This window comes from Cupriavidus sp. 10L45, from assembly GCF_056395225.1.
In genome coordinates, this window is sequence record NZ_JBFTJC010000009.1 from 202,496 (window position 1) to 227,510 (window position 25,015).

The following is a 25,015-nucleotide window of genomic DNA, read 5'->3' on the forward strand; positions in this document are numbered from 1 at the left end:
TGCAGGTGCGGAGCGGATGACAGCGGTGATCGCCAATGCGCTGGCGGAGCGCGGGTACCGGGTGCGCATCCTGAGCCTGTGGGACCGGGCCAGCGTGTTTCCCCTGCACGCGGATGTGCAGCATCATGCACTGTTCGAGCATCGGCCGTCGTTCAAGACAGCGTATCTGTCGACAGTCCTTGGCATCCGGCGCTTTGTGCGGGAACACGGCATTGATGTGCTGATCGAGGTCGACACGATGCTGGCGCTGTTCACGGTGCCGGCCACCGTTCGTATGAACGTCCGCAGGATTGCGTGGGAACACTGCCATTTCGATGAGGATCTGGGAAAGCCGGCGCGCAAGGTTGCACGCGCGCTGGCGGCCCGGACTCATGCGCACATCGTGGTGCTGACGGAGGGCGACGAGCGCCGCTGGCGGGACGCCCTGCGCCCTGGGGCCAAGCTCGTCCATATTCCGAATCCGCTCCCCTTTCCGATTCCCGCCACGCCTGCGCCCCGTGACACGAAAACCGTGCTGGCGGTGGGCCGACTGACGCCCGCCAAGGGCTTCGACGTGTTGATCGAAGCGTGGGGAGCGGTCGCACCGGTCGCACCCGACTGGAACTTGGTGATCATTGGGGAAGGCGAGGAACGCGGCCAGCTCGAAGCGCTGCGCGCTCGCCTGGGGCTTGAGGCACGTATTTCCCTGCCTGGCGTGCTTGCTGACATCACCGGCGCCTATGCGCAAGGTGCCGTCTTCTGCCTGAGTTCGCGCTATGAGGGATTTGGGCTGGTGCTGATCGAAGCCATGGCGTTCGGCCTGCCCATCGTCTCCACTGATTGCGAACAGGGACCACGGGAATTGCTTGGCCCTGACGATGCACTATTGGTACCGGTGGAAGATGCGCCCGCACTTGCCCGGGCGCTCCGCAGCGTGATCGACACGCCCGCGCTGGCGAACCAGCTCGCCGGCCGGGGCAGAGAGAACGCCCGGCACTTCGACATCGCGCACATCACAGACAGCTGGGTCGCGTTGCTTGGCTGACTCACCCTCTGGACCGAAAGGGCAGAGCGAAGTAGAATCGTTCAAGTTCAAACAAACACGCAGTGCACTGCACTTTTAGGCCGTTTTCTCTTGAAACGTGGTGGGAGCGGCATATCGCCACATCCGTTCGCGCCGGGAACAAGCATTGTGTTCATTCCATGACAAGCCGCCAAGCCAAGATACAAGAAGACACGTATTTTCGGATCATGCGCATCTTGCAGGAGAATCCGGACCTGACCCAACGCGAGCTGGCAAAGGAACTCGGCGTCAGTGTCGGCGGCCTGAACTATTGCCTGAAGGCCTTGATGGAGAAAGGCTGGGTCAAGGTGCAGAACTTCAGCCAGTCGAAGAACAAGTTTGGCTACGTCTACATCCTCACCCCGCGCGGTATTGCCGAAAAGGCGGCCCTGACCAGCCGGTTCCTGAAGCGGAAGATGGAGGAATACGAACTCCTGAAAGCCGAGATCGAGGCCCTCCGGGAAGAAGTCGGGAGTGAGGTCGCTAAAGGACAGCAGGCAGAACGGACTGAACCGTCAGAATAGTCGGAGACCCGCAATATGGCCGAAGCAATGCAGCATTCCGTACACGAGGGCGTACCGTCCGTCGCGAGGGCGCTGATCTGGGAAGTGTTTTTCAGGTCCAGGGGGCGCGGTATGGGCCTTCCGTCGCACTACCCGTGGATCGATACCAGCACGGGCGTGACGACCATCCTGATCGGCACGGACCAGCCGGGCGATGAGACGAAGGCGGCCGCCGGATTGGTCATCAAGGAGACCCCCATGGCCGACGGCCGGAAGGTCGGCCTGGTGGGATTGGTCTGCGTCGACGAGGCGTTCCGTGGCAAAGGGCTGGGCCACACGCTGGTTGCCGCTGCGACGGAAGTCGGCAGGGACCGTGCCTTCGACACACTGGTGTTGTGGACCAACAAACCCAACGTCTACGCCAAGCACGGTTTCGCCGTGGATAGCGCAGACCGGTATGGTCCGGTATGGACGCCCGCGCATGAGGGGACGGACCCGCCCTTCTGCCACGATCTGGCCGGCCTGAAGACCGACGATATTTCCGCCCGGGGCATTCCGGCTTTCGCAAAAACCGTGCTGGTATTCAGCAGTGACAACGCCGCGATTACGGTTTTGCCTGCAGTGCAGGGATACACGCTGACGGACTGGGAAGGCGACTGGGAGGGCGTGTTCCGGTTGATCGAACAGATTTTACCGGCCACCTGGAGCCTGAATGCGCCGGCGGATTCCGCCATCCTGGCCGAGCTGCGCAGCCGGGCGTACAAGTCGGATCTCTCACCGGGTTCCTACAGGATGATCCACGAACTCTCGGGCCGGGATCTTCCCCGCCTGCCGTACATCCCTTTGCTCAACCGCATCTGAGGAAACCCTAAGCATGATTCCGATCGTCAAAGTCGCAATGCCGCCGAAATCGGCCCTGATGCCCGCGCTGGAAACCGTGCTGTATAGCGGCATGATCGCGGAAGGGGAATCGGTCTATCAGTTCGAAGCCGAGTTCAACCGGCGGTTTGGCCTGAAGCGATCGCTCGCCATGAGCAGTGGTACTGGCGCGCTGCATTCCGCGCTCACTCTGGCAGGCGTTGGCCCGGGCGACGAGGTGATCTCCACGCCAATGACGGCGGAGCCGACCAATACGACAATCCTCTACACGGGCGCCAAGGTGATATGGGCCGATGTCGATCCAGCGTCCGGCAATATGTGCCCCGACTCGGTCCGCCAATGCGTGACGGACAAGACCAAGGCCATCCTTTGCGTCCACTATGCGGGTTACCCAGTGCGTCTTGCCGAACTGCGGCAAATCGCCAACGAGCGTGGCATTGCCCTGATCGAAGACTGCGCCCACGCCCTGGGCGCGAGCTATCAGGACCAGCCCATCGGGACGATCGGCGATTACGGCATCTACTCTTTCCAGGCGATCAAGCACATGACGACCGTCGACGGCGGTATGCTGACGTTCCAAGATGACGCTCAAATGGAAGCGGCAAAGAAATTCCGCTGGTTCGGCATGCTCAAGGGCGTTCCGCGCACCGAGATCGATATCACAAGTGTTGGCTACAAGTACAACATGAGCAACGTCAATGCGACGATCGGTTTGGTGCAGTTGCAGAACATTACCCCCGTACTCGATCGACACACCGAGAACGGCAAGTACTTCGATGCGCTGTTCGAATCGATCAGCGGCGTGGACTTTGCGCGCTGCGACGCTTCGGCCGAGCCGAGCTATTGGCTCTACACCCTGCTGAGCGATGACAGTGCAAGCCTGGAGAAGGCTCTTAATGGGGCGGGAATTTCGGCATCGAAACTTCATCGGCCCAATAATCTGCACAGCATCTTCGCCGCATCCCGACGGGATTTGCCCGGTCTCGACACGTTCTACAAGCGCCTGCTTCATATTCCCTGCGGCTGGTGGGTGAGCGACGAAGACCGCGCGCGCATCGTCGAGGTAATCCGGAAGGGTTAAGGAGATTATCAAATGAAGCAAATCCCATTGTTCGGGGTGGTACACACCCCCGAAATGGAAGCTGTGGCCCTGGAGGTCCTGCGCTCCGGCCGTATCGCCAGCGGCGATTACGTCGGCAAGTTCGAGAAAGGCCTGGGGGAGATCGTCGGCAATCCGCACGTGGTCACCACACACGACATGACGAACGCGGTATTCCTCGCCCTGCACCTTGCCGGGGTTCGCGCCGGGGACGAAGTCTTGACGACGGCGTTCTCCTGCATGGCGACGAATTCTGCGATTGCGCATGCGGGTGCGACGCCGGTATGGGTCGACGTACGCCCTCGCTCCGTGGAAATGGACGTCGATGATGCCGCGCAAAAGATTACCGCACGCACCAAGGCCATCATCATGTATCACGTGGCGGGCTACCCGGGACCGGCCAGAAAAATGGCCGAGCTGTGCAAGGCGCGTGGCATTGCCTTTATCGAAGACTGCGACAACGCCCTGTGTGCCACCCAGGACGGTGCACACGTGGGCCAGTACAGCGATTTTTCGATCTACTCCTTCTATCCGAATCGCCAGATTAACTGCACCGAAGGCGGCGCGCTTGTCTGCAAATCCGCGGACATGGCCACGAAGGCCCGTCAGTTGCGTCGGTTTGGCATCGATGGTTCGGGGTTCCGTACGCCACAGGGTGAGATCAATCCGCTGGCGGACATTCCCGAAATCGGTTGGGCATATACCATGAACAACCTCTGCGCGGCCCTGGGGGCGGCGCAACTGGCACTGGTCCAGGAAAAGATCGAGAAGGCCCGCGCCAATGTGCGCCGGCTCGGCGCTCGCCTGGACGACGTCAACGGTATCCAACCGATCCTTGCCGCCGATGGGGCCATGCCGGCCTACTGGGTCATGCTCTGCCTAGCCGAAAATCGGGACACGCTACTCCAGAATCTGAAGGACCAAGGCATCTCCGCGTCCATTTTGCACCACCGCAATGACACGTACAGCGGGTTCCATGCGGCGCGGATGGATCCGGGCAGCGAAACGACCTGGCTGCAGGATCATATTATTGCCCTGCCCTGTGGATGGTGGCTCAGTGATGCCGATGTCGATGCAATCGGCAATGCCTGCGCGCGCGCGGCAGCCGAAGCCGCAACGTTATCGCTACCCGGCAAGGTCTGATGAAATTGCTCCGTGCCGCAGTGCTCGATATGGTCATGCTGTATGCCGGCAAAGTGTCGGCAGTCCTCGTCGGGTTTATTTTTCTGCCGTTCTATCGACATCTGCTTGGGGCCGAGCAATTCGGCATTGTTGCGGTCATCCTCTCGCTCCAGGGCTTGCTGATCATGCTCGACCTGGGAATGTCGACGCTGGTCGGCCGCGATATCGCCGTGGCGAATTCCGGACCGAACGAGTTGGTATCGCTGGCCCGTACGGCGGAAATGAGTCTGACGAGCTTTTATCTCCTGCTGCTGCCGGCCGCCATCTGCCTGAAGGCACTCGGTGCCTTCGGCAGTATCAACTGGAGCACGATCGTCGGGACAATCGCGCTGTTCTGGGTACTTGTGCTCCAAAACATGTATTACGGGGCGATGCTGGCCCGTCGCGAGTACGCGGCGGCCAGTACGATCCAGGTTGTGGGCGTGGCCGCTCGCGCATGCGCCACGGCCTATGTACTGGCTGCCGTTTCCAGCACAATGACGGCGTTCATCGTCACCCAACTGGTTTTCGCGGCTGCGCAGGCGCTCGTCACACGCTATCGGTGCTTCGCCTTTTGGGGACGAAGCACATCCGGCGCCCCGCTGCTGAAGCGTCCGACGACCCGCGACGCATGGGCTCTCATCATGAAGGGGCGCTCCCTGGTGCTGTTCTCCGCGGCCGGGGCAGCTGTCACCCAGTTGGACAAGCCTTTGGTTTCTGGCCTGATTTCCGCAAACAGCGTATCGCCCTATTTTCTGGCGACCACTCTGTGCATGGTTCCGCTCTCGCTGTTGGCTGGCCCGATCAGCCAGTATTTCCAGCCGCGCGTCCTGAATCAGGATTTTTCGGGCAAGGACTTCCCGAAACCAACCATCCAAAGATTCGTACTCGGCACAATCCTGATCACCGCCGTGCCATCTCTGGCTCTCTGGTTGGCGCGCGAACCGTTGATCGGCCTTTGGATGGGTCATGGACAGGACAGCGCCACCGTCGCCCATTATGTAAAAATACTTCTACCAGGCTTTGTGGTGGGGGCGTTCGGCTATATTCCTTACACGCTGCTGCTCTATGCGAAGGATTTTCGTTTCCAGGCCGTTGCATCGATTGCCATGAGCGTAGTGACGTTGGCGCTTACCGCGGCGGCTGCGTATAAGCACAGTGTCGAGGGCGTGTGCTACATATACGCCACTTACCACACTACTTCCACGCTCATCAGTTGGGTGCGCGCAATGACGCTGGAAAGGATTCGCGCCGCGGCAACATATTCGGCGGTACTGGCATTACAGCTCTTCGTTCCGCTAATTGGCATTGCGATTCTGGCTCAGTTTTTGATTCAAAGTTACTAAGAGATTCTCACAATGTTCGATAACAAGGTCTTGATGATCACCGGCGGTACCGGGTCGTTCGGCAACACGGTCCTCAATCGCTTCCTCCATTCCTCCGTCAAGGAGATCATCGTCTTCAGCCGCGACGAAAAGAAGCAGGAGGACATGCGGATCGCCATTAACAATCGCAAGGTCAAGTTTCATATCGGCGACGTCCGGAACTATGAAAGCGTCGCCCGTGCGATGGAGGGCGTCGACTATGTCTTTCACGCCGCCGCCCTGAAGCAGGTGCCCTCCTGTGAGTTTTATCCCATGGAGGCAACCCTGACCAACGTGATCGGCACGGAAAACGTGTTGAACGCGGCGATTGCCAACAAGGTGAAGCGCGTGGTCGTGCTCAGCACGGACAAGGCCGTGTATCCGATCAATGCCATGGGGATTTCGAAGGCCATGGCAGAAAAGATCATGGTGGCAAAGTCGCGTACTGTCCGCGAAGGCGGTACGGTGCTCTGCGCTACGCGCTATGGCAACGTCATGGCGTCCCGCGGCTCGGTCATCCCTCTCTTCATCGACAAAATCAAGGCCGGCAAGCCGCTGACCGTGACCGACCCCAAGATGACCCGGTTCCTGATGTCGCTGGAAGACTCGGTTGACCTCGTGCTGCATGCCTTCCAACATGGCACCCAGGGAGATATTTTCGTGCAGAAGGCACCCGCCTCCACGATCGAGGAGCTAGGCCAGGCGCTCAAGGAACTGTTCAGCAGCAATGTGCCGGTGGAAATCATCGGCACCCGGCATGGCGAGAAGCTCTACGAGACGCTGGTATCCCGGGAGGAGATGGCCAAGTCGGAGGATATGGGACGTTATTTCCGAATTCCTGCCGACAATCGCGACCTCAACTACGACAAGTTCATTCTCGAGGGTCATCCCGACGCCAACGACGTTGACGATTACACCTCGCACAATACCGAGCGCCTTAACGTAGAACGCATCAAGCAATTGCTGCTTACGCTTCCTTACGTCCTGGAAGAGGTGACGATCTAATGCGCCCGTTGGTATCAGTCATTATCCCCACCCATGGTCGCCCCGAATGCGCGGTGTCGACGATTCGCGCCGTGCTGGCGGCATCCGAGGAACTCGAAGTTGTTGTTAGCGACACAAGCAGCGAAGATCGCATCACGCAGGCGTTCACCGGGCAAGACATTGCCCGACTCAAGCTCCTGCGGCCTGGTGAGCCGCTCAGTGTCGTCGACAACTTCAATTTCGCGCTGAGCCATGCCAGCGGGGAATACCTCGCCTTCATCGGGGATGATGATCTGGTATCACCGCAAATCGCGGAGATCGCCCACTGGGGCATCGCCAATCGAGTCGATGCTTTCAGCTTTACTTTCCCCATGCTGTATTACTGGCCGACATTTTCCAGTACCACGCGCTGGAAGGCGGAAGGCAGCACGCTGGTGGTGAGCGATTTCGACGGACGTATCACGCCGTTCGACGCCAAGGCAGAACTGTCCGCAGCGCTGCGCAACATGGGCTCGGGCGTTCTGGGCATGCCGCGCGCCTATGCGGGCATGATTTCCCGCCCGCTGGTCGATCGCATTATTGCGACGCACGGCGCATTGTTCGGCGGTGTCAGCCCGGATATATACAGCGCCGCATTGATCTCGCTCGAAAGCAGAAAGAGCTTTCACGTCGACTTTCCCATCGTGGTGCCGGGCGCATGCGCCGGTAGCACCTCGGGCAAAAGCGCCCGTGGCCGTCACGTCGGTGGGCTGCGCGACAATGCCCATATTGGCGCGTTCAAGAACCTCGTCTGGGACGAACGCGTGCCCGAGTATTACAGCGTTCCCACGGTCTGGGGATATTCGCTGCTGAAAGGCATTGAGGACAAGCCGCAGTGGCTGCGCAAAGCCGACTTCTCCATGTTGTATCTGCGTTGCCTGATCAGCGATCCGCAATATAAGGACATGGTGCTGCAATGCCTGAAGCAGCATGCCCGCGCCACCGGCTATATAGCGACCGGGATCGAATTCTTTGGCGCGACCGTGCGCGAGGCAACCCGGATTGGGCGCATACTCGTCAAAAAGCAGATGAATCGGTTCAAGCCGGACAATACCGTAGTGCTGCACGACGTAGCGGACACCGAACAGGCTTTCGAGGTCGCATCGCAGTACATCCAGAAACTTGGCAAGAAACTGGAACTGACGAAGAGCGGTTCATGATGCGTCATGTGCAAAGTCATCGCACAGTCGCCCCCAATTCGATGAAGGCCGGACAGCTTAATCCATGTTTCTGACCGAAATCGTCCTGCTGGCCACGGCATTGGGACTGTCCTCGGGCTTCGGCTTGCGCGCGCTAAAGGTCCAGCAACCGTCGCCATACATAGTCGGTGGCGTGACCGCGGCCGGGTTCGTCATCTTGATGATGTGCTTCCGCAGCCTGAGCTTTGGCGTGGATACGGCCGCCTATGCCGAGATATTCGCCGACTTCTGCAAAGGCGGACTGATCACCGACCGCGAATCCAGCTTTCAGATCGCGACGGAAGTGCTTAATTTCACCATGCTGGGCAGTTGCGACACGGAGTTGCTGCCTGCCGTCTGGATATTCCTGATCGTGTTGCCCGCGCTGTTTTTTCGGGCACCTTGGCGCGTCCGCCTTTGCTATATCTCGGCACTCCTGCTGTCCCTGATCGGCATTGAGCTGTCTACCAACGCCTTGCGGCAGGGCTTGTCCACCGGTCTGATGGTACTTGCCGTATCGCTGACGCCGGTAAGCGCGCTTCTCACGTTGCTGTTCGGTGCCTTCGCCATGGTCTTCCATCCCAGCGCCGGCCTCGTGCTGTTCGGATACCTGCTCTCACGACAGAACTGGAGGGTTTTTCTCAGCCTGATGGCCACCCTGATCCTGCTCACTATCCATTTTCTGAGCAGTTCGGTCGAGTTGCCGTTCGTGTCGCGGTTCCTGTACGAAATCAACAAATATCTCGCGCATCAGGACAGTGAACTGTGGATCCGCATTCTTTCGTTTGCGTGCGTGGTGGCCGCATTGCTAGCGCCCCTGCTGTGCCGGCGAACCGGCGTGACGATGCACACGATCGCGTCTGACCGGCGTTATGCCATTGCGCTTCGGATGGCCCTAGTCTGCACGCCGTTTCTTGCCCTGCCCTACTTTGGGTATCGCTTCATCTACGGCATGTATCCGGTCATTTTGTTCCTTACGCTGAGTCCTTCCCTGGAGCCTCACGTAAAGCCCGGGAAGAAGTTCCTTTCCCTTTGCGCAATGAATATCGTGATTCTGCTCGCCTGGGCAGCTGGCTCGACCTATATGCGCGAGCTCCCCTTTATCGGCTGATCATGCAACTGAATTCATCCGCGCGACCGAGCGGTCTGTCGGTCGTGATTCCCACGCTAAATCGCATTGAAATGGTCGCGCGAGCATGCCAGTCGGTGCGCTCGACCCATCTCGATCGGGTGGAGATCATTGTTATCGATGACGGATCCAACGAAGATCTTCGCCAGCAACTCCCCATGCGCAATGACTGGGGCATTCCGATCCGTTGTTATCGGTTTATGCGCAACCGGGGGCCACAAGCTGCGCGAAACCTGGGGATCCGGCGAGCACGATTCAGCCATATTGCTTTCCTGGATTCCGACGATGCGTTCACGCCGGAGAAGATCGACCTGGTCCTTGAACAGCTGGACAATGGCCCCGTTGACCTGCTTTTTCATGGTGTCCAGGGGATGCCCAAGTATGGTAAGCTGGCCCGCCTCTGGACGGGCTCTCTGAGCCGCTGGCTACCATTTGGCTGGTGGATTGCGCTTCTGAATCCCGTTGTGACGCCAACGCTGGTGATACGGCGTGAACGACGCCTCGGCGTCGTGCGCCTGCGGCACTGCGAAGACTGGTGCTTCCTGCTTCGGTACGTTCAGCCCGATACGCGAATCTGCTTTCTCCAGCAGGAACTCTCCATCGTCTATCGGCCTGTTGGAACCAGCGGTGGCTTGTCCAGTGCAATATGGAAAATGCGCAAGGGCGAGTTCGCGGCCCGCCAGGTCCTCCTAAAATCTCCCTGGCCTTCCGGCCTCCCGCGCTACTGCCTTGGCGGCATGGCGGGGCTCCTTCGAATAACGAGTGACGTCCTGCGCGGACGATATTTTCGCTAAGTCGGGATTATGGCAACTGTTTATCTGATCGGTGTACGGGGCATTCCGAACCGCTATGGCGGCTTCGAAAGACTGGTAGAAGTCCTCGCCCCCCACCTGGCAAACCAGGGACACGATGTGACCGTGTTTTGCAATAACGATCCCCCTGTCAACGAGACGGGCGCAGATGAGGACCGCTGGATGGGCGTCCGGCGTCGATTTATTTCCGTTCGCAGCAGCGGCCCCCTTGGCACCATCGAATATGACTGGAGATCCTTCAAGGACGTGCCGCCGGGCGCGGTCGCTTTGATTTTCGGTTACGGAACCGGTATCTTTCAGCGTTACCTGAAGCAGCACAACGTACCGCACGCGGTCAACATGGATGGCATCGAATGGCGGCGCGAGAAGTGGGGGCGCATCGCCCGCATCTGGCTACGCTGGAATGAACGCGCCGCGGCCCGCCAGGCGGATATCCTGATTGCCGACCATCCCGAGATTCAACGCTATCTGCAGGAAGAGCTTGGCAAGGATTCCACCATGATTGCCTATGGTGTGGATGATGACGCTCTGGAGTCCGGCGATCGAAGCAGCCTCTCGCATCCTCTGCTGAGTCAGTTTCCGGACCAGAGCTTTTCCCTTGTCGTGGCAAGAGCGGAGCCGGAAAACCAGATCCACGTTACGCTCGATGCATTCGAGCGAAGCGGGAAAAAGCATCCGATGGTCGTGCTCGGCAATTTCGAGGTCAACGAGTACGGTCGCCAGCTTCGTGCCAAGCACCCCGACGTTCATTTCGCTGGCGGCGTGTATAACGCACCAGTCCTGAATGAACTGCGACGCCGCAGCTCGCTCTATATTCACGGCCATTCGGTCGGGGGTACCAATCCTTCCCTGATCGAAGCCATGGCTGCAGGGGCGTTGCTGGTCGCTCACGACAACCCATTCAATCGGTGGGTAATGGGTGGTGATGGTTCGGGGCTGTTCTTCAGGGGCGCAGAAGACCTCGCCGTCCACCTCGATAATCCACCCAGTCCGGAAGTCCGTGCGTCGATGATTGCCGCTGCCAAACAGCGCTGCGTGGATCAGTTCCTGTGGCGTCGTATTCTCGGCCAGTATGACGACGTTGTGGCCGGTTTGCTGCAGGCACGCCATTGAACCCGCCCTCCAGGCCGATCTGATATGACTAGCAACCATTTCCCCAGGATCGCGGTTGTGATACCGGCCTACAAGGTACGCAGCCAGATCATGAGCGTCATCGAGAATATCGGTGATCTGGTGACGCACATCTACGTCATAGACGACTGCTGCCCCGACAACTCCGGTGCATTTGTCACCAGCGAATGTAAGGACTCCCGCGTACAGGTGATTCGGCTGCCGAAGAATCTCGGAGTGGGCGGCGCCGTCATGGCCGGCTATCAAGCGGGTATTCAGGACGGCGTGGATGTCATGGTCAAGGTTGACGGTGACGGGCAAATGGATCCCCGATATATCACCAACTTTGTTGAGCCTATCCTGGCGGGCGAGGCGGATTACACGAAGGGAAACCGCTTCTTCAACCTCGACAGCCTGGAGCAGATGCCGAAAGCGCGCCTGATCGGGAACGCCACGCTCTCGTTCATGAGCAAGCTGTCGTCCGGCTATTGGGATCTGTTCGATCCCACGAACGGCTATACAGCAATTCACAGCGAAGTGGCTCGCCATCTGCCAATGAGGAAGATCAGCCATCGTTACTTCTTCGAATCGGACATGCTCTTCCGACTGAATACGCTTCGCGCGGTGGTACTCGATATCCCGATGGACGCGAAGTATGGCGACGAAGTCAGCAATCTGAAGATCGGCAAAGTGGTTGGCGAATTCCTTGTGAAGCATGCGCGAAACTTCGTAAAGCGGGTCTTTTACAACTACTATCTGCGCGATCTTTCGATTGCTTCCCTGGAACTCCCTCTCGGGGTGGCGATGCTTGCATTCGGCTTCATATTCGGCGGAATCGAATGGATGCGGTCGTTCCAGGCTCACGCGCCAGCTTCCGCCGGTACCGTCATGCTTGCCGGGTTGCCCGTGATTGTCGGCCTACAGTTTGTTCTGGCGTTTCTGGCTTATGACATCGCGTCTGTTCCCCGGCGGCCACTCCATCGACGTCGAATCCGGCGCGGCGTGATTGAAAACTCAACTGGAAGGGACCAATGATCCTCACCTATGCAGTCGCACTCGTCTGCACGCTCGGCATGACGTTTGGGCAGATACTGTTCAAGATGAGCGCGAGCGCTTCCCAGGAAACCGGCAGCCTTTTCTCGCTCAAGCCCCTTGCCGTTCTGTTCGCAGCGATGTGCCTTTATGGCGTGACCTCGATCGTCTGGGTGTGGGTGCTTCAACGCATTTCTCTGGGTAAGGTCTACCCCTTCATGGCCCTGGCCTTCGTGTTTGTGCCGCTCGGCACGTATTTTCTCTTCGGTGAGCGATTTCAGCCGCAGTACCTGTTCGGCGTCGTCTTCATTCTAATCGGCGTGATACTGACAACCAGCGCATGACGCCCTTTTCAACGGACACCAACCTGAACTACCGCACCGACATGAGCAAGAAGTACACGGCATTGTCGATCGTCACTACCGCGCTCCTGATAGTGACGATCTGGACCGCATTCGCGCCAGGATTCATGTCCAACGACTCCGTCAGCCAGTATCGCAGTGCCCAGGCGCAAAGCTACGCGGACAACCATCCGGCCATCATGTCCTACGTGTGGCATCTGAGCCTGTCCCTGATACATGGGCCGGAGAGCCTGCTGGTACTGCATTTGATGTTGCTTGTGCTCGGCATCCTCGTCTGGCAAATGGACATGCCCAGCCCCCGCTGGAAGATTTTGATTCCCGCCATCTTCTTTTTGCCGTGGATTCTGAATTTCGCCGGCGTGCTGTGGAAAGACGTCGGCATGGCATTTTCGCTGCTGGTGGCCACGGGTCTGCTGTTCAACCTTCGCCGCAACACCCGGCTGGCGCTGCTAAGCCTGCCTTTCCTGTTTTACGCGTTTGCTGTGAGGCACAACGCCATTCTTGCTACCGCCCCTCTTATCTTTGTTGCCTCGCTGGGTTATCTCCGCAGGCGAAAGATCATTTATGCGGCCGTCATCGCCGTTGTAGTGTCGGCTGCGTTCTGGCTCATCGGTTCTCTGGTCAGCTACGGCTTGCTGAAAGCTGAGCGGCGGCATCTGGAGACATTCTTGATGGGCGACGAAATTGCGATGATCTCCGCCCAGACGGGGCAGAACCTGCTGCCGTGGGTCAAGCATGACGACCTGATGGCCTGCACCCAGCCTCGCATTCTGTACGAACGAGCCTTGTGCTTTATCAGCCGAGGCTACGACCCTGGCGGGAGTCTGGTGACGGAAGTCCCGTATGAGACCACGCACAATCTGTGGAAAGAGACCGTACTCGCACATCCGATACTCTCCGCGAAGATTCGGTGGGATGCCTTCCTGTATTTCATTCGGTCTCCTCAACTCGCACCGGCTTACGTATGGCAGCCAGGAATCATGGAAAATGACCTGGGTATCGCGCTGGCACGGCCAGACAGTGCCCAACGGCTGGAAGCGTACGTCACCGTGAGCCAGAACGGTGTGCTGAGCGAATTCTTCAAGCCCTACCTGTGGCTAATCCTTGCTGCAGTCATGCTGGTACTGTGTGCCCGCATGCGGCCTTCTATTGAAAGGACTCAGGTATTTGCCTTGAACCTTTCCGCGCTGGGCTGTTATGCCAGTTTGCTGGCGGCCGTACCGTCCGTCGATTTTCGTTACGCGTACTGGTGCATCATCGCCACCAATCTATCGATTATCGTTTTCCTGGCCGCAGCCTGGCGCGACCGCAGATCGTCGGCGCATGCCTAACCTGCTTCCGTGACTGCAAATGAATTCCGCGATCTTTCATGACTGTTGATGCAATGCCTTCCCAAACTCGCGATAGCGCGTGCCCGGCGTGTGGCCACAAAACCGAAGCTGGGATCTTATCCTGGCATCGGATCTGCCCCAAATGCCGTTATGAATCCGGCGATCTCCAGCCGAGGATCAACGACGAGGCGACGCAACATTCCATCGATGAAAGGGATCGCGAGGTAGGATTGCGGGAAATCCGGCTGGAAAATTTCAAGGATGTTCTCACGCTGATCAAGGCGAATTCGGTGTCTGAATCGCGCCGATTGCTCGATGTTGGCTGTGCCCACGGATGGTTCCTGGAAGCCGCAGGAGCATCCCGCTATTCGGTGCTCGGCCTGGAGCCCGACGCGAAGGTATTTGCTGCGACAACGGCCAGAGGGCTGCCCGTCCGCGAGGGCTATTTTCCCGACGCGCTACAGCCTCACGAACAGTTCGACGTAATCGTGTTCAACGACGTGTTCGAACACATTCTAGATGTCCACTCGATCGCGGCAGTCTGTCGCCAGCGTCTTGCGCCAGGCGGCCTGCTTGTCCTAAATCTTCCGAGCAGCAAGGGCCTCTTCTATCGGTTGTCAAAGGTGTTTGCCCGCGCGGGATGGATAGGACCCTTTGAGCGGCTGTGGCAGAAGGGATTCCCGTCGCCGCATGTCCACTTCTTTAATGAGACGAATCTGACCAACGTCGTCTCGCGCCATGGATTCAGCCTGGCAAAGAGCACCGAGCTTCCCTCGGTCAGGGCCAAGGGAATGCTGGCACGGATGCGGTTCGATAATACGGCGAGCCCAATCAGCGTATGGATTCAGTACCTGGGAACCATGATGCTTCTCCCACTGACCCGACTTTTTCCCAGCGACGTACTGGTGTGTCTTTACCGGCGCGACTGAGCGCGCCAGGGATGGCCTCACGCCTGGGTCAGACGGCGGCGTGCGTCAATTCCCATACCAATCAGAAGACTGATCACCAGACCGACCACTAGGCCCGCGAGACCGAAGAGCATTTTGCTCGGAAAGACAGCCCGTCGGCTGGTTTCGACCGGCCCTAGCAAATGGGTATTGTAAGTACGCTCCTTGCTCATCAGCTCGCCAAGCGAGTTCTGGCGAAGGCGTAGCGTTCGCAGGCCCTTTTCATTTTCACTGACCATCTCGCTAAGCAGGACATTTTCCGAGAATTTCGCCGCAACACTGGCGTTGCCACGGTTTTGCACGAGCTCATTCAGCATTTCCCGGCGCTTGTCCTCCCTGGCAATACCCTGCTTGACCTCTGCCAAATCTGCATTCAATCGGCTCAGCGACGGGCGCATAAGATCGGCATGGATGCGCATCATCTCTGTGCTGATGCCCTCCGCCGCACGCCTCGCCTCCTCCGGCGAATAGCCCCGCACGCTGAACTGAATCAGATCGGTACCGACCAGCATCGTGGACTTCAAGGAACGTCGTATCAGCACGGCGGCAGCGGGCTCTTCGAGTCCAACCGAAAAACCAAGCCTCTTCAGTACTTCCTCCGTAAACTGCGGGATCCTGAGGCGCTCGAGCGCGCGCAAAGTCGGTTCGATTTGCGTGACAAGCGGTGCATTCCCCCCCTCGTTCGAAACCTGACCAATCTGCAGGACGCCCTTTGCCTCCCATTGGCGGGAAACCAGGAACGTCGTGCCAACACCGATGACCAGCCCCGCCATGCTCAGCACAAGGATCTTCACGGCATGACGCTTGAGAAAGCGCACGACATCCTCGAACGTGATAACGATACCCTCCTCCTCGCTTTTCGGTGCAGGGACAGATTTCATTTCCATAAGCTATCTCTTAATAATCATCCATCGCGGCGACTGGAATCGGACGATCCGCCAGTACAGCCAGACGTACAGAATAATGAACAGGCCGATGAATATCAGCAAAACAATCCGGTTATTCCAGAACAGCGTGGCCGGCAGCACCGCCATGAGGCTCAGCAGCCAAAGATAGGGCGAGGTCATCGAATTCCTGCGCAGCATGTTTCGCTCGTCCTTGCTACCCACGGCCCATCGCATCAGGCGCTGATAGATCAGCGTATGAAGGTGAACGCCGTCTGGGTATCCAGCGGGCACTCCTTTGAGGACCCGACGACGATAGATCGAGAACAAGGTCTCGAAGATCGGATAGATCAGCATCAGGACGGGATACCAGGCAGACACCTGCGGGTTGCGCATGACCAGGAGTATCCCGCATTCCGCCAGTACAAAACCGATGAGATAGGCGCCGCCATCGCCGAGGAAAATATGCCCGGCCGGAAAATTCCAGATGAAGAATCCAAGGATGGCCCCGACCATGGCAAAAGCCACCGTGATGATGAGCGGGTCGCTTACCTGGAAGGACACATAGGCCAGTGAGACAAACATCAGCATCGCCACCATCGAAGCGAGACCGTTGAATCCGTCGATGATGTTGATGGCGTTGGCAACGCCCGCCACTGCAAATACCGTAATAAGACCGGACAGCAGCGGCAGTGCGAGTGCCATGTCGAGATAATGGACATCGATGCGTACGATGCGCGCATCGAGCAGATACGCCGCGAGGACTGCCGAAATCATCGTCGCGATGAGTCTCTCACGAGGGCTCACGCGCTTGGTCAGATCCTCGATAAAGCCGGCCGCGAATGCCGGCGTGGCACTGCAGAGCAACAAGAGATAGGGGAAGCCGAGCGCCTTCGAGTCGCGAAGAAAGAACAACGCAATACTCACCCCAACTAGCGCGAGAGCGATGCCCAGTCCGCCCACCCGTGGCACCGGACGAGCATGAAATTTCTGGACTCCGCTCAAATCCCAGTCCGCCGTGATGTGAGCGTGAACGCTCGAATAGCGTATCACCAACAGCGTAAAGAGAAACGAGAGAACAAAAGCAATCGAAAGTGTCAGCATATAGGAAGCGTTATATCACCACTGTTGGCTGTTGCGATTGATTACTGCCGGGCCAATGTCATCGTTTTACTGGCGCGATGATCATCCCGCCCTGGCCTCGCACAGCAATCACAGCGATGCATTACTCGAACAGATCAGCCTCCACTAGGCGCTTGCCTTCGGCGTCCTTTGCGGCAAGTATGGGATTGCCTTCGATTGGCCATTCAATGCCGACATCCGGATCGTTCCAGATCAGGCTTCGTTCATACTTCGGATGCCAATAGTCCGTAACTTTGTACAGGAACTCTGCTTCATCCGACGTCACGACGAAGCCATGCGCAAACCCCGCAGGAACCCAAAGCTGGCGCTTATTTTCCGCCGACAGGGTCACGCCGACCCACTTTCCGAAATTTGGCGAGCTTCGGCGCATATCCACCGCGACATCGAATACCTCGCCGGATACCACACGAATCAGCTTTCCCTGCGCGTGCTGGATCTGATAGTGCAATCCACGCAGCACATTGCGCGCCGATCGGGAATGGTTGTCCTGAACAAACGTTCCCTGGTACTCCGTCGCCGCTTCGAATGCCTTCTGATTGAACGATTCGAAGAAGAAGCCACGACTGTCGCCAAACACCCGGGGTTCGAGGATGAGAACTTCAGGCAGGCTTGTCGGGATCACGTTCAGGCTCACTTGATGGCCTCCGAAACAATCTGGCGCAAGTATTGCCCATAACCGTTCTTGGACAGYGGTCTGGCCAGCGCTTCCACCTGCTCGGCATTGATCCATTTGCTGCGATACGCAATCTCTTCGGGACAGGCCACCATCAGACCCTGGCGCTTCTGCAGCGTCGCGATAAAGCTTGCTGCCTCCAGAAGTGAATCATGGGTGCCAGTGTCGAGCCAGGCATACCCCCGCCCCATGATCTCGACGTTGAGCTCGCCATTTGCCAGATAGTGCTTGTTCACGTCCGTAATTTCCAGTTCACCACGCGCCGACGGCTTGATATCCGCGGCAATGTCGCAAACCTGGTTGTCGTAGAAATAGAGCCCGGTCACCGCGTAGTTCGAACGCGGCGTATTCGGCTTTTCCTCGAGCGACACGGCGCGAAAATGCTCATCGAATTCGATGACACCATACCGCTCCGGATCATGCACGTGATAGGCGAAAACAGTGGCGCCGCTCTCCTGCGTTGCCGCGTTTTGCAATTGGCGAGCGAGATCGTGACCGAAGAAAATATTGTCCCCAAGAATCAGGGCGGACGGATCATTGCCGACAAAGTCGCGGCCAATAATGAATGCCTGTGCCAGGCCATCCGGCGATGGCTGCACCGCATAGGACAAGTTGATACCCCAACTGCTGCCGTCGCCAAGCATCTCCGCAAATCGGGGCGTATCTTCCGGCGTGGAGATGACGAGAATGTCACGAATCCCCGCCAGCATGAGCGTGGACAGCGGATAGTAGATCATCGGCTTGTCGTAAACAGGCAGTAGCTGTTTCGACACCGAACGGGTAATCGGATAAAGCCGGGTACCGGAGCCGCCGGCCAGGATGATGCCTTTATGCATGTGCGGTATCAGGAGAGAATCTGGTCCAGCAAGTGCCGTACGCCTTGCTGCCATTCCGGAAGATTGAGGTCAAAAGTATCGCGGAGCTTGCGCGTATCCAATCGCGAATTGGCCGGCCGCGGGGCGGGCAGCGGATAGGCCGATGCAGGGATCGCCCCAATGGTATCCGGGTCCACCTTCAGCGCTACGCCCTTGCTCTTCGCATAACGCAGCACTTCCGCCGCGTAGCCATGCCAGGATGTTTCCCCGGATGCCGCGAGGTGATAAACGCCGGCGGGAAACGCTGTGCGGTCACCATGCAGCCAGGCCCGATCGACAATGTGGGCGGTCACGTCGGCAATCAGCGCCGCCGTGGTCGGCGCGCCATACTGATCGGCCACCACGCGCAGGCTGTCGCGTTCGCGCCCGAGCTTGAGCATCGTCTTGGCGAAGTTGCCGCCATGCGCGCCTGCTACCCAGCATGTACGCAGCACGATAGCAACGGCCCCTGCGGCTTCGATCGCCTGCTCGCCCGCGAGCTTGCTCTTGCCATAGACGGACAGCGGACCGACGGCATCGGCTTCGGTATAGGGTGCGTTGCCGATGCCAGCGAACACATAGTCCGTGGAGTAATGCACGAGCAGGCTACCCAACGCACGGGCTTCTTCCGCCAGCACGCACGGCGCCGTGCCGTTGATGGCGAACGCCTGCGCCGTTTCGCTTTCAGCCTTGTCCACAGCCGTGTAGGCAGCCGCATTCACGATCACGTCGGGGCGCACACGGCGAACCACGTCGCGAATCGCATCGGGATTCGACAGATCGCACCCCGCCCGATCCAAGGCCATGACGTTGCCCAGTGGCGCCAGGCTACGTCGCAATTCAAAACCGACTTGGCCGTTGCTTCCTGTTACAAGAATCGTGGGGATACCGCCGGGCTTACGCTGCATATTGCTTCGCCACCCAATTCCGGTATTCGCCCGACATCACGTCCTGCACCCACGCCTGATTATCGAGATACCACTGAACCGTCTTGCGCAGCCCCGTCTCGAAGGTCTCGACCGGCTTCCAGCCGAGTTCGCGCTCGAGCTTGCGCGCGTCAATGGCATAGCGCCGATCGTGACCGGGGCGGTCCTTCACGAAAGCTATCTGGTCGCGATACGACCCCGAAGCCTTTGGCTTGAACTCGTCTAGCAGGTCGCACAGCGTATGCACGACATCGAGATTGGTCTTCTCGTTCCAGCCGCCAACGTTATAGGTCTCACACACTCGGCCACGCGCTAGGACTTCGCGAATGGCGCTGCAATGGTCGCGCACGTACAGCCAGTCGCGCACGTTCTGGCCATCACCGTAGACCGGCAGCGCCTTGCCTGTGAGCGCGTTGGTGATCATCAGCGGGATCAGCTTCTCGGGGAAGTGATACGGGCCGTAGTTGTTGGAGCAGTTCGTCGTCAGGACCGGCAGGCCGTAGGTATGATGGTAGGCGCGCACCAGATGGTCCGACGCGGCCTTCGACGCAGAGTACGGGCTGTTCGGCGCATAGGCCGTGGTCTCCGAGAACTGCGGATCCGCTGGGCCGAGGGAGCCGAATACCTCGTCGGTGGAGATGTGCAGGAATCGGAAGGCGGCCTTTGCCGCATCGTCCAGGCCGCTCCAGTAGCCGCGCACAGCTTCCAGCAACGTGAAGGTACCGACGATATTGGTCCGAATAAACTCGCCCGGGCCGTGAATGGACCGGTCGACATGGGATTCCGCCGCGAAATGCACCACGGCCCGCGGCTTGTATTGGGTCAGCAAACGGTCCAGGGCCGCCCTGTCGCAAATATCGGTCTGCGAGAAGACGTGGCGGCTGTCATCCTTCAACGATGCGAGCGTCTTGAGGTTCCCGGCATACGTCAGCTTGTCGACGTTGACGACGCTGTCCGCGTCCGGCTGTGCAAGCCAGTCGAGCACAAAATTGGCCCCGATGAACCCAGCACCGCCGGTGACAAGAATATGCGACAAACCTGTGCTCCCTTACCCATTCGATATGTTTCGAGTTCCCGACACAGTCGGTTGTCCGCCAGATCCGGTGGGGGATAGCGGTCTTTTTTTAGTCCTCTCGGAAGTGGCGCTATTCTATCTGACCCTGACCTGTATCCTTGGTGTGATACCCAACTTTTTGTAGCGTCTTGTAACGTTCGACCAAATCGATTATGGCTCGACACAAGAATGCTTATTCTGGCACTTTGCGCCCGATCCTCCCATTTGTGGCAAATTTTCGATGCCTGTTAATCCAGCACCCTCAGACACCACATTCGCCATCGGCGACCTTCAGGGCTGCGCGCCGTCCTTGACCTCTCTGTTGGCCCAAATTCCGTCCACCGCCCCGCTTCGCTTCGTCGGCGATCTGATCAACCGGGGCCCGGCTTCGCTCCAAACCCTTCGCATGGTCAAGGACATGGCCCCGCGCGCCGGGACGGTACTGGGCAACCACGACATCCATCTGCTGGCCGTCGCCGCCGGGGCGCGCAAGAATAGCAAGTCAGACACCCTGGATGACATATTGGCCGCTCCGGATTGTGATTCTCTGATCACATGGTTGCGTCATCAGCCGTTGGCGATCCTGGAGAGCGACTTTCTGATCGTCCACGCCGGCGTCCTGCCGCAATGGACCGCGTCGCAGGTAGTCGATCTGGCGGGCGAAGTGGAAGCGGAGTTGCGGGGCCCCAACTGGCAAGACTTTCTCGGCAACGTCTTCGGCAACGCCGCAGACCGCTGGCGAGACGACCTGACCGGCATCCACCGCCACCGCGTGGTCGTGAACGCCCTCACCCGCCTCCGCTTCTGCTCCGCGGACGGGGTCATGGATCTCAAAACCAAGGAAAGCCCAGGCGGCGCGCCAAACGGCGTCATGCCCTGGTTCGATGTGCCCGGCCGCCGTACCGCCGATGTCACCGTCGTCTGCGGTCACTGGTCCACGCTCGGACTGGTCAAGCGGCCCAACCTCATGGCGCTCGATACCGGCTGTGTCTGGGGAGGCAAGCTGACCGCTGCCCGGCTCGCATCCGATCCAGCGGACCGGACCATCGTCCAAGTCGATTGCCCGCAGTATTCTGATCCACTCGCTTAAAAAGATCAGCCCCCGCTCTTGCGGGGGGCTGATCGGAGACCCACTTCGTGGTCAGTGCCTACGACTCAATCGCCAAGTAAGAGCGGGGTGATTGCGGGCACAAGATTGGGGTAACCCGCCTTCACTTTCAAGACGCCGGAGTTCGCGCTATTGCTCCACTTCTCCCCCGTATACACAACTGAATATTCAAGCGTCTGAGCCTTGCTTGGGGCTGTAACGTTGAAACGAGCGATAGTCTCTGAGCCGAGGCCAATCAAATCATTCCAACCCGATGGTCCCACGGCAGTTACCGATCTTGTCACAGCGGTATTGTATTGACTGATCCGATATCGGCCAATTTCCTTGTTCCCCTGATAAAGCAATATATAGGCACCCTGGCCAGAGGCAGATGGGTATATCCATTTCACAAAAAACAGCCCCGAAAGCTTTGCAGCAATCTGAAATTGCTGCCCTGGCTTGACCGTCGATGGCTTTGTCACCTCAAGACTGGTGGCGTAGACCCCAGCCCTGGCGTCGAACATTGAAATCAAGCACGACAACGCCAATAATATCTTTGGAAGGACGCGCATACTGAAAACTCCGGTAGGGCATGACACCCATGGACACTACTGAGTGCAGGACGACTCTACCTTGCACTAGCTGTTATGGAGCAATACGAAGCGCACGTCCTCGCCGTCGACATACCTGGAACATTGCCCCGTTCCTTCGACGCTTACTGCCTTATCCGTACCAACGGCAGTCAACAGCAACGCTAACTGTTGCTTCCCAATATTGGATTTCTCGTCCTTGATCATGAAATAAGTGGAAGCAGAGGCGCAGCCAGGACGATTAGTCGGAGCGCCACTCAAGGCGAAGTACACCAGCCCATCGTCCCGGACATTTATATACGTGATTTTTCCGCTGCTCGATCCCGCAAAAGCGCTGGAAGCGACAACACATGCACCAACAAAACAAGTCGCTTTCTTGAAGAATTCAACCTTCATGTTTAATCCTTTAACTAGATTTAACCGCGAAGTGTTATTACTTCACAACTACCGCAGACAGAATCTACCCTACGGCATGTCGATCAGAGTTGATCTAGTTCAACTTGGAGTAGCTGCACTGAAGGCGGGCTTCTTGAAAGTCAAGGCGACTTAAGCAAAGGAAGGAGACGAGTGCATGCGAATAAAGCCCGCACGATAGAAGGGAGAATGCCTTGGATTTGTGGGTCGATAAAGTACGAATGGAGCCTATTTCATTACTGCGGGGCTCGCGCTCGATTCTTCAGCGAGAACACCAGCCGCAGTCGGGCGCATTTGAAGCGCAAAATCTGCTGCCGCGCTGGGGTTTCCCATGCTCAAGTGAACAACCACTTCCCGCGCCGACTCCGCCAACTCCCGCCGGCTGGCCGACTGCGCCATCAGCTGCGGCCCAAGCGTCAGCCGCGCCTTGATCGGCGGCGACCGCAATATCATGTCGAGCGAGTCCAGCAACGACAAATCGCCGATATACGCCGGCGCTGCCGTCGGCTCGCCGGTGGCTGCGTCCAGATACCGCAATCCCACCGGCTGCACCGGCAGCCCGCCCGCCACTGGGGCCTGCATCAGATTGGCATGGAACGGCAGCACCTCCGTTCCATCTGTCGTCGTCCCCTCCGGGAACACGCACACGAGGTCACCGTCGCGCATCACCTCGGTGATGTGATGGAGTACCCGGTGCGCGTCGCGTTTGCGTCCACGCTCGATGAAGATCGTGCCGGTCTTCTCGCATAGCCAGCCGACGAGTGGCCAGCTACGGATCTCGGACTTCGCCACGAAACGCGCCGGATGCCAGCTATGGATCACATAGATGTCGAGCCAGGAGATGTGATTCGCAACCATCATCGCGCCACGGGGCGCGGGCTGGCCGGGCGCCAAACCCTGCACCTCCACTTCCACGCCACACAGCTTCAGCAGCTTGCGCGACCAGTTGCGGATCAGCCGCTCGCGCATCGCCACACTCGCCCACGGGAACACCGTGGCGCAGATCAGCATGCCGCGCAGCATCAGCAGGATGAGGCGCGTCTTGCGTAACCAGATCATCGTAAGGGCTCTCGGATGATATTGATCGACTAAGATCCGTGCTGATCAGCGCGCTTCGTGCACGATCTGGCCACCAACCAGCGTCATGCGCACGCGCCCTTCCATCTCGTAGCCGAGCCATGGCGAATTCTTGCCCTGGCTCTTCAGCGCGCTACGCTCCACCTTCCACACCTGTTTCGGGTCGAACACGCAGACGTCTGCCGCGCTGCCGGTGGCCAGCGTGCCGGCACCAAGGCCGATCACGCGGGCCGGCTCACTGGTGATACGCGCCAGCGCCTTCACCAGCGGCACCTTGTGCTCGTTGGCCCAGCGCAGCGTCAGCGGCAGCAGCAGTTCCAGGCCGGTGGCGCCGGGTGAGGCCTCGTCGAACGGCAGCAGCTTCTCGTCATCGTCCACTGGGGTATGGTCCGAGCACAGCGCGTCGATGGTGCCATCGGCCAGCGCGGCGATGATGGCATCCCGGTCCCGCGCACTGCGCAGCGGCGGCGAGAAGCGCATCTGGCTATTGAAGAAGCCGATGTCCACGTCCGTCAGCGCCACATGGTGCATGTTCACGTCGCACGACACCCTCAGCCCTTCCTTGCGCGCCTGCCGCACCAGTTCCAGGCCGGCAGCCGACGACAGCCGGCACAGGTGCACGCGCGCGCCCGTGGTGCGCATCAGTTCGAAGATCGTATGCAGGCGCACGGTCTCGGCGATCACCGACACGCCCGAGAGGCCCAGCCGCGACGCCACCGCGCCACTCGCCGCCACCCCGCCGCCGAGGAACGGGTCCTCGGGACGCAGCCACACCGTGTAGCCGAAGGTCTGCGCGTACTGCATCGCGCGCAGCAGCACCTGGGTATTGCGGATCGGCATCTCGGCCTGGCTGAAGCCAACGCAGCCGGCCTCGGTCAACTGGCCCATCTCGGTCAGGATCTCGCCCTTGAGGCCCAGCGTCAGCGCGCCCAGCGGGTAGACGTGGGTCTGGTTGAGCGTGCGGGCGCGGAACTTCAGCATTTCTACGAGGCCCGGCTCGTCCAGCACCGGATCGGTGTCGGGCGGGCAGACCAGGCTGGTCACGCCGCCGGCGGTGGCGGCGGCCACTTCGGATTCCAGCGTCGCCTTGTACTCGTAGCCCGGTTCACGCAGCCGCGCGGAGAGGTCCACCAGCCCCGGGCAGACGATCAGCCCGCGGGCGTCGATGGTCTTGTTGGCGTTGAAGTCGGCGGGGGCGCGGCCCACGCCGACGACCTTGCCGGCGGCGATAAACAGGTCTTGCTCGGCGTCGAGGTTCGCGGCCGGGTCGATCAGGCGGCCACCCTGGATGTGAATCTTCATGTTCTGTCGCTTGGCGTTCGGTTGTTCGGGGGAGCCTGA

General features: G+C 59.0%; 26 protein-coding genes. 16 read left to right on the forward strand and 10 right to left on the reverse strand.

What is annotated here, in order from left to right; genetic code table 11:
* Positions 1-16: 16 nt before the first annotated feature.
* The 15 genes from AC1DFU_RS17755 to AC1DFU_RS17825 all read left to right on the forward strand — a co-directional run bounded on the left by AC1DFU_RS17755 (position 17) and on the right by AC1DFU_RS17825 (position 14,954).
* Positions 17-1,024: a glycosyltransferase family 4 protein gene (locus tag AC1DFU_RS17755; protein ID WP_092290895.1), complete on the forward strand. Its 1,008-nt coding sequence runs from the start codon at positions 17-19 to the stop codon at positions 1,022-1,024.
* 158 nt (positions 1,025-1,182) lie between these two features.
* Complete coding sequence (locus tag AC1DFU_RS17760; RefSeq protein WP_092290593.1) at positions 1,183-1,566, forward strand: MarR family EPS-associated transcriptional regulator; 384 nt, start codon at positions 1,183-1,185, stop codon at positions 1,564-1,566.
* Positions 1,567-1,581: 15 nt separating this feature from the next.
* Positions 1,582-2,406, forward strand: a complete 825-nt coding sequence (locus AC1DFU_RS17765; protein WP_092290595.1) for a GNAT family N-acetyltransferase — start codon at positions 1,582-1,584, stop codon at positions 2,404-2,406.
* Between the two features lie 13 nt (positions 2,407-2,419).
* Positions 2,420-3,505 (forward strand): DegT/DnrJ/EryC1/StrS family aminotransferase, encoded by a 1,086-nt coding sequence (locus AC1DFU_RS17770; RefSeq protein ID WP_092290597.1) that lies wholly within the window; start codon positions 2,420-2,422, stop codon positions 3,503-3,505.
* A 12-nt stretch (positions 3,506-3,517) separates the two neighbouring features.
* Entirely contained in the window at positions 3,518-4,666 is a 1,149-nt protein-coding gene (locus tag AC1DFU_RS17775; RefSeq protein WP_092290599.1) for a DegT/DnrJ/EryC1/StrS family aminotransferase, read from the forward strand.
* Positions 4,666-6,030 carry a lipopolysaccharide biosynthesis protein gene (locus tag AC1DFU_RS17780; RefSeq protein WP_092290601.1) on the forward strand — a complete coding sequence of 455 codons (1,365 nt, stop codon included), beginning with the start codon at positions 4,666-4,668 and terminating at the stop codon, positions 6,028-6,030. Before AC1DFU_RS17775 ends, AC1DFU_RS17780 begins: the two co-directional genes overlap by 1 nt.
* Positions 6,031-6,042: 12 nt before the next feature.
* On the forward strand, positions 6,043-7,053 hold the full coding sequence (locus tag AC1DFU_RS17785; RefSeq protein WP_092290603.1) for a polysaccharide biosynthesis protein: 1,011 nt from the start codon (positions 6,043-6,045) through the stop codon (positions 7,051-7,053).
* Positions 7,053-8,231, forward strand: a complete 1,179-nt coding sequence (locus AC1DFU_RS17790) for a glycosyltransferase family 2 protein (RefSeq protein WP_092290605.1) — start codon at positions 7,053-7,055, stop codon at positions 8,229-8,231. The genes AC1DFU_RS17785 and AC1DFU_RS17790 overlap by 1 nt, the downstream gene beginning before the upstream one ends.
* Positions 8,232-8,295: 64 nt before the next feature.
* The gene (locus AC1DFU_RS17795) at positions 8,296-9,360 is read left to right on the forward strand and encodes an EpsG family protein (RefSeq protein WP_092290607.1); all 1,065 of its coding nucleotides are present in this window, start codon (positions 8,296-8,298) and stop codon (positions 9,358-9,360) included.
* Positions 9,361-9,362: 2 nt separating this feature from the next.
* Entirely contained in the window at positions 9,363-10,172 is an 810-nt protein-coding gene (locus AC1DFU_RS17800) for a glycosyltransferase family 2 protein (RefSeq protein WP_092290609.1), read from the forward strand.
* 9 nt (positions 10,173-10,181) lie between these two features.
* Entirely contained in the window at positions 10,182-11,303 is a 1,122-nt protein-coding gene (locus AC1DFU_RS17805) for a DUF1972 domain-containing protein (RefSeq protein ID WP_441590665.1), read from the forward strand.
* A gap of 24 nt (positions 11,304-11,327) precedes the next feature.
* Positions 11,328-12,335, forward strand: coding sequence for a glycosyltransferase family 2 protein (locus tag AC1DFU_RS17810; RefSeq protein ID WP_092290613.1), 1,008 nt, complete (start codon positions 11,328-11,330; stop codon positions 12,333-12,335).
* Entirely contained in the window at positions 12,332-12,676 is a 345-nt protein-coding gene (locus AC1DFU_RS17815; protein WP_092290615.1) for an EamA family transporter, read from the forward strand. The genes AC1DFU_RS17810 and AC1DFU_RS17815 overlap by 4 nt, the downstream gene beginning before the upstream one ends.
* Complete coding sequence (locus AC1DFU_RS17820; RefSeq protein ID WP_441590668.1) at positions 12,673-14,025, forward strand: hypothetical protein; 1,353 nt, start codon at positions 12,673-12,675, stop codon at positions 14,023-14,025. Before AC1DFU_RS17815 ends, AC1DFU_RS17820 begins: the two co-directional genes overlap by 4 nt.
* Before the next feature lie 38 nt (positions 14,026-14,063).
* Complete coding sequence (locus AC1DFU_RS17825; protein WP_255370679.1) at positions 14,064-14,954, forward strand: methyltransferase domain-containing protein; 891 nt, start codon at positions 14,064-14,066, stop codon at positions 14,952-14,954.
* A gap of 17 nt (positions 14,955-14,971) precedes the next feature.
* On the opposite strand, the gene AC1DFU_RS17830 is transcribed toward AC1DFU_RS17825, so the two are convergent.
* From AC1DFU_RS17830 to rfbB, 6 genes are all read right to left on the reverse strand, one after another.
* On the reverse strand, positions 14,972-15,859 hold the full coding sequence (locus tag AC1DFU_RS17830; protein ID WP_092290621.1) for a GumC domain-containing protein: 888 nt from the start codon (positions 15,857-15,859) through the stop codon (positions 14,972-14,974).
* Positions 15,860-15,862: 3 nt separating this feature from the next.
* Positions 15,863-16,960, reverse strand: coding sequence for an MraY family glycosyltransferase (locus tag AC1DFU_RS17835; RefSeq protein ID WP_092290623.1), 1,098 nt, complete (start codon positions 16,958-16,960; stop codon positions 15,863-15,865).
* 121 nt (positions 16,961-17,081) lie between these two features.
* Complete coding sequence (gene rfbC / locus AC1DFU_RS17840; RefSeq protein WP_092290625.1) at positions 17,082-17,633, reverse strand: dTDP-4-dehydrorhamnose 3,5-epimerase; 552 nt, start codon at positions 17,631-17,633, stop codon at positions 17,082-17,084.
* Positions 17,630-18,508, reverse strand: coding sequence for a glucose-1-phosphate thymidylyltransferase RfbA (gene rfbA / locus AC1DFU_RS17845; protein WP_092290627.1), 879 nt, complete (start codon positions 18,506-18,508; stop codon positions 17,630-17,632). The genes rfbC and rfbA overlap by 4 nt, the downstream gene beginning before the upstream one ends.
* 8 nt (positions 18,509-18,516) lie before the next feature.
* Positions 18,517-19,434, reverse strand: coding sequence for a dTDP-4-dehydrorhamnose reductase (gene rfbD, locus AC1DFU_RS17850; RefSeq protein WP_092290629.1), 918 nt, complete (start codon positions 19,432-19,434; stop codon positions 18,517-18,519).
* Complete coding sequence (rfbB, locus tag AC1DFU_RS17855) at positions 19,424-20,488, reverse strand: dTDP-glucose 4,6-dehydratase (protein WP_092290631.1); 1,065 nt, start codon at positions 20,486-20,488, stop codon at positions 19,424-19,426. Before rfbB ends, rfbD begins: the two co-directional genes overlap by 11 nt.
* Positions 20,489-20,747: 259 nt before the next feature.
* Here rfbB and AC1DFU_RS17860 point away from each other — a divergent pair, with 259 nt between their 5' ends.
* Complete coding sequence (locus tag AC1DFU_RS17860; RefSeq protein ID WP_092290633.1) at positions 20,748-21,596, forward strand: symmetrical bis(5'-nucleosyl)-tetraphosphatase; 849 nt, start codon at positions 20,748-20,750, stop codon at positions 21,594-21,596.
* A 65-nt stretch (positions 21,597-21,661) separates the two neighbouring features.
* Here the strand turns inward: AC1DFU_RS17860 and AC1DFU_RS17865 are convergent, their stop codons facing one another.
* The 4 genes from AC1DFU_RS17865 to AC1DFU_RS17880 all read right to left on the reverse strand — a co-directional run bounded on the left by AC1DFU_RS17865 (position 21,662) and on the right by AC1DFU_RS17880 (position 24,976).
* Positions 21,662-22,165 carry a hypothetical protein gene (locus AC1DFU_RS17865; protein ID WP_143093847.1) on the reverse strand — a complete coding sequence of 168 codons (504 nt, stop codon included), beginning with the start codon at positions 22,163-22,165 and terminating at the stop codon, positions 21,662-21,664.
* Positions 22,166-22,231: 66 nt separating this feature from the next.
* Positions 22,232-22,579, reverse strand: coding sequence for a hypothetical protein (locus AC1DFU_RS17870; RefSeq protein WP_218158015.1), 348 nt, complete (start codon positions 22,577-22,579; stop codon positions 22,232-22,234).
* Between the two features lie 246 nt (positions 22,580-22,825).
* Positions 22,826-23,656 carry a lysophospholipid acyltransferase family protein gene (locus tag AC1DFU_RS17875; protein ID WP_092290635.1) on the reverse strand — a complete coding sequence of 277 codons (831 nt, stop codon included), beginning with the start codon at positions 23,654-23,656 and terminating at the stop codon, positions 22,826-22,828.
* A 45-nt stretch (positions 23,657-23,701) separates the two neighbouring features.
* Positions 23,702-24,976: a dihydroorotase gene (locus tag AC1DFU_RS17880; RefSeq protein ID WP_092290637.1), complete on the reverse strand. Its 1,275-nt coding sequence runs from the start codon at positions 24,974-24,976 to the stop codon at positions 23,702-23,704.
* Between the last annotated feature and the right edge of the window lie 39 nt (positions 24,977-25,015).

What these genes read in the sequence shown, in the direction of transcription:
- AC1DFU_RS17805 (WP_441590665.1), top strand. Translation starts at nt 10,182, where the DNA reads ATGGCAACTGTTTATCTGATCGGTGTACGGGGCATTCCGAACCGCTAT.
- AC1DFU_RS17870 (WP_218158015.1), bottom strand. Translation starts at nt 22,579, where the DNA reads ATGAAGGTTGAATTCTTCAAGAAAGCGACTTGTTTTGTTGGTGCATGT.
- AC1DFU_RS17775 (WP_092290599.1), top strand. Translation starts at nt 3,518, where the DNA reads ATGAAGCAAATCCCATTGTTCGGGGTGGTACACACCCCCGAAATGGAA.
- AC1DFU_RS17815 (WP_092290615.1), top strand. Translation starts at nt 12,332, where the DNA reads ATGATCCTCACCTATGCAGTCGCACTCGTCTGCACGCTCGGCATGACG.
- AC1DFU_RS17795 (WP_092290607.1), top strand. Translation starts at nt 8,296, where the DNA reads ATGTTTCTGACCGAAATCGTCCTGCTGGCCACGGCATTGGGACTGTCC.
- AC1DFU_RS17830 (WP_092290621.1), bottom strand. Translation starts at nt 15,859, where the DNA reads ATGGAAATGAAATCTGTCCCTGCACCGAAAAGCGAGGAGGAGGGTATC.
- AC1DFU_RS17860 (WP_092290633.1), top strand. Translation starts at nt 20,748, where the DNA reads ATGCCTGTTAATCCAGCACCCTCAGACACCACATTCGCCATCGGCGAC.
- AC1DFU_RS17760 (WP_092290593.1), top strand. Translation starts at nt 1,183, where the DNA reads ATGACAAGCCGCCAAGCCAAGATACAAGAAGACACGTATTTTCGGATC.
- AC1DFU_RS17835 (WP_092290623.1), bottom strand. Translation starts at nt 16,960, where the DNA reads ATGCTGACACTTTCGATTGCTTTTGTTCTCTCGTTTCTCTTTACGCTG.
- AC1DFU_RS17880 (WP_092290637.1), bottom strand. Translation starts at nt 24,976, where the DNA reads ATGAAGATTCACATCCAGGGTGGCCGCCTGATCGACCCGGCCGCGAAC.
- AC1DFU_RS17770 (WP_092290597.1), top strand. Translation starts at nt 2,420, where the DNA reads ATGATTCCGATCGTCAAAGTCGCAATGCCGCCGAAATCGGCCCTGATG.
- AC1DFU_RS17810 (WP_092290613.1), top strand. Translation starts at nt 11,328, where the DNA reads ATGACTAGCAACCATTTCCCCAGGATCGCGGTTGTGATACCGGCCTAC.
- AC1DFU_RS17875 (WP_092290635.1), bottom strand. Translation starts at nt 23,656, where the DNA reads ATGATCTGGTTACGCAAGACGCGCCTCATCCTGCTGATGCTGCGCGGC.
- AC1DFU_RS17785 (WP_092290603.1), top strand. Translation starts at nt 6,043, where the DNA reads ATGTTCGATAACAAGGTCTTGATGATCACCGGCGGTACCGGGTCGTTC.
- AC1DFU_RS17865 (WP_143093847.1), bottom strand. Translation starts at nt 22,165, where the DNA reads ATGCGCGTCCTTCCAAAGATATTATTGGCGTTGTCGTGCTTGATTTCA.
- AC1DFU_RS17765 (WP_092290595.1), top strand. Translation starts at nt 1,582, where the DNA reads ATGGCCGAAGCAATGCAGCATTCCGTACACGAGGGCGTACCGTCCGTC.
- AC1DFU_RS17800 (WP_092290609.1), top strand. Translation starts at nt 9,363, where the DNA reads ATGCAACTGAATTCATCCGCGCGACCGAGCGGTCTGTCGGTCGTGATT.
- AC1DFU_RS17825 (WP_255370679.1), top strand. Translation starts at nt 14,064, where the DNA reads ATGACTGTTGATGCAATGCCTTCCCAAACTCGCGATAGCGCGTGCCCG.
- AC1DFU_RS17820 (WP_441590668.1), top strand. Translation starts at nt 12,673, where the DNA reads ATGACGCCCTTTTCAACGGACACCAACCTGAACTACCGCACCGACATG.
- AC1DFU_RS17755 (WP_092290895.1), top strand. Translation starts at nt 17, where the DNA reads ATGACAGCGGTGATCGCCAATGCGCTGGCGGAGCGCGGGTACCGGGTG.
- rfbD (WP_092290629.1), bottom strand. Translation starts at nt 19,434, where the DNA reads ATGCAGCGTAAGCCCGGCGGTATCCCCACGATTCTTGTAACAGGAAGC.
- AC1DFU_RS17790 (WP_092290605.1), top strand. Translation starts at nt 7,053, where the DNA reads ATGCGCCCGTTGGTATCAGTCATTATCCCCACCCATGGTCGCCCCGAA.
- AC1DFU_RS17780 (WP_092290601.1), top strand. Translation starts at nt 4,666, where the DNA reads ATGAAATTGCTCCGTGCCGCAGTGCTCGATATGGTCATGCTGTATGCC.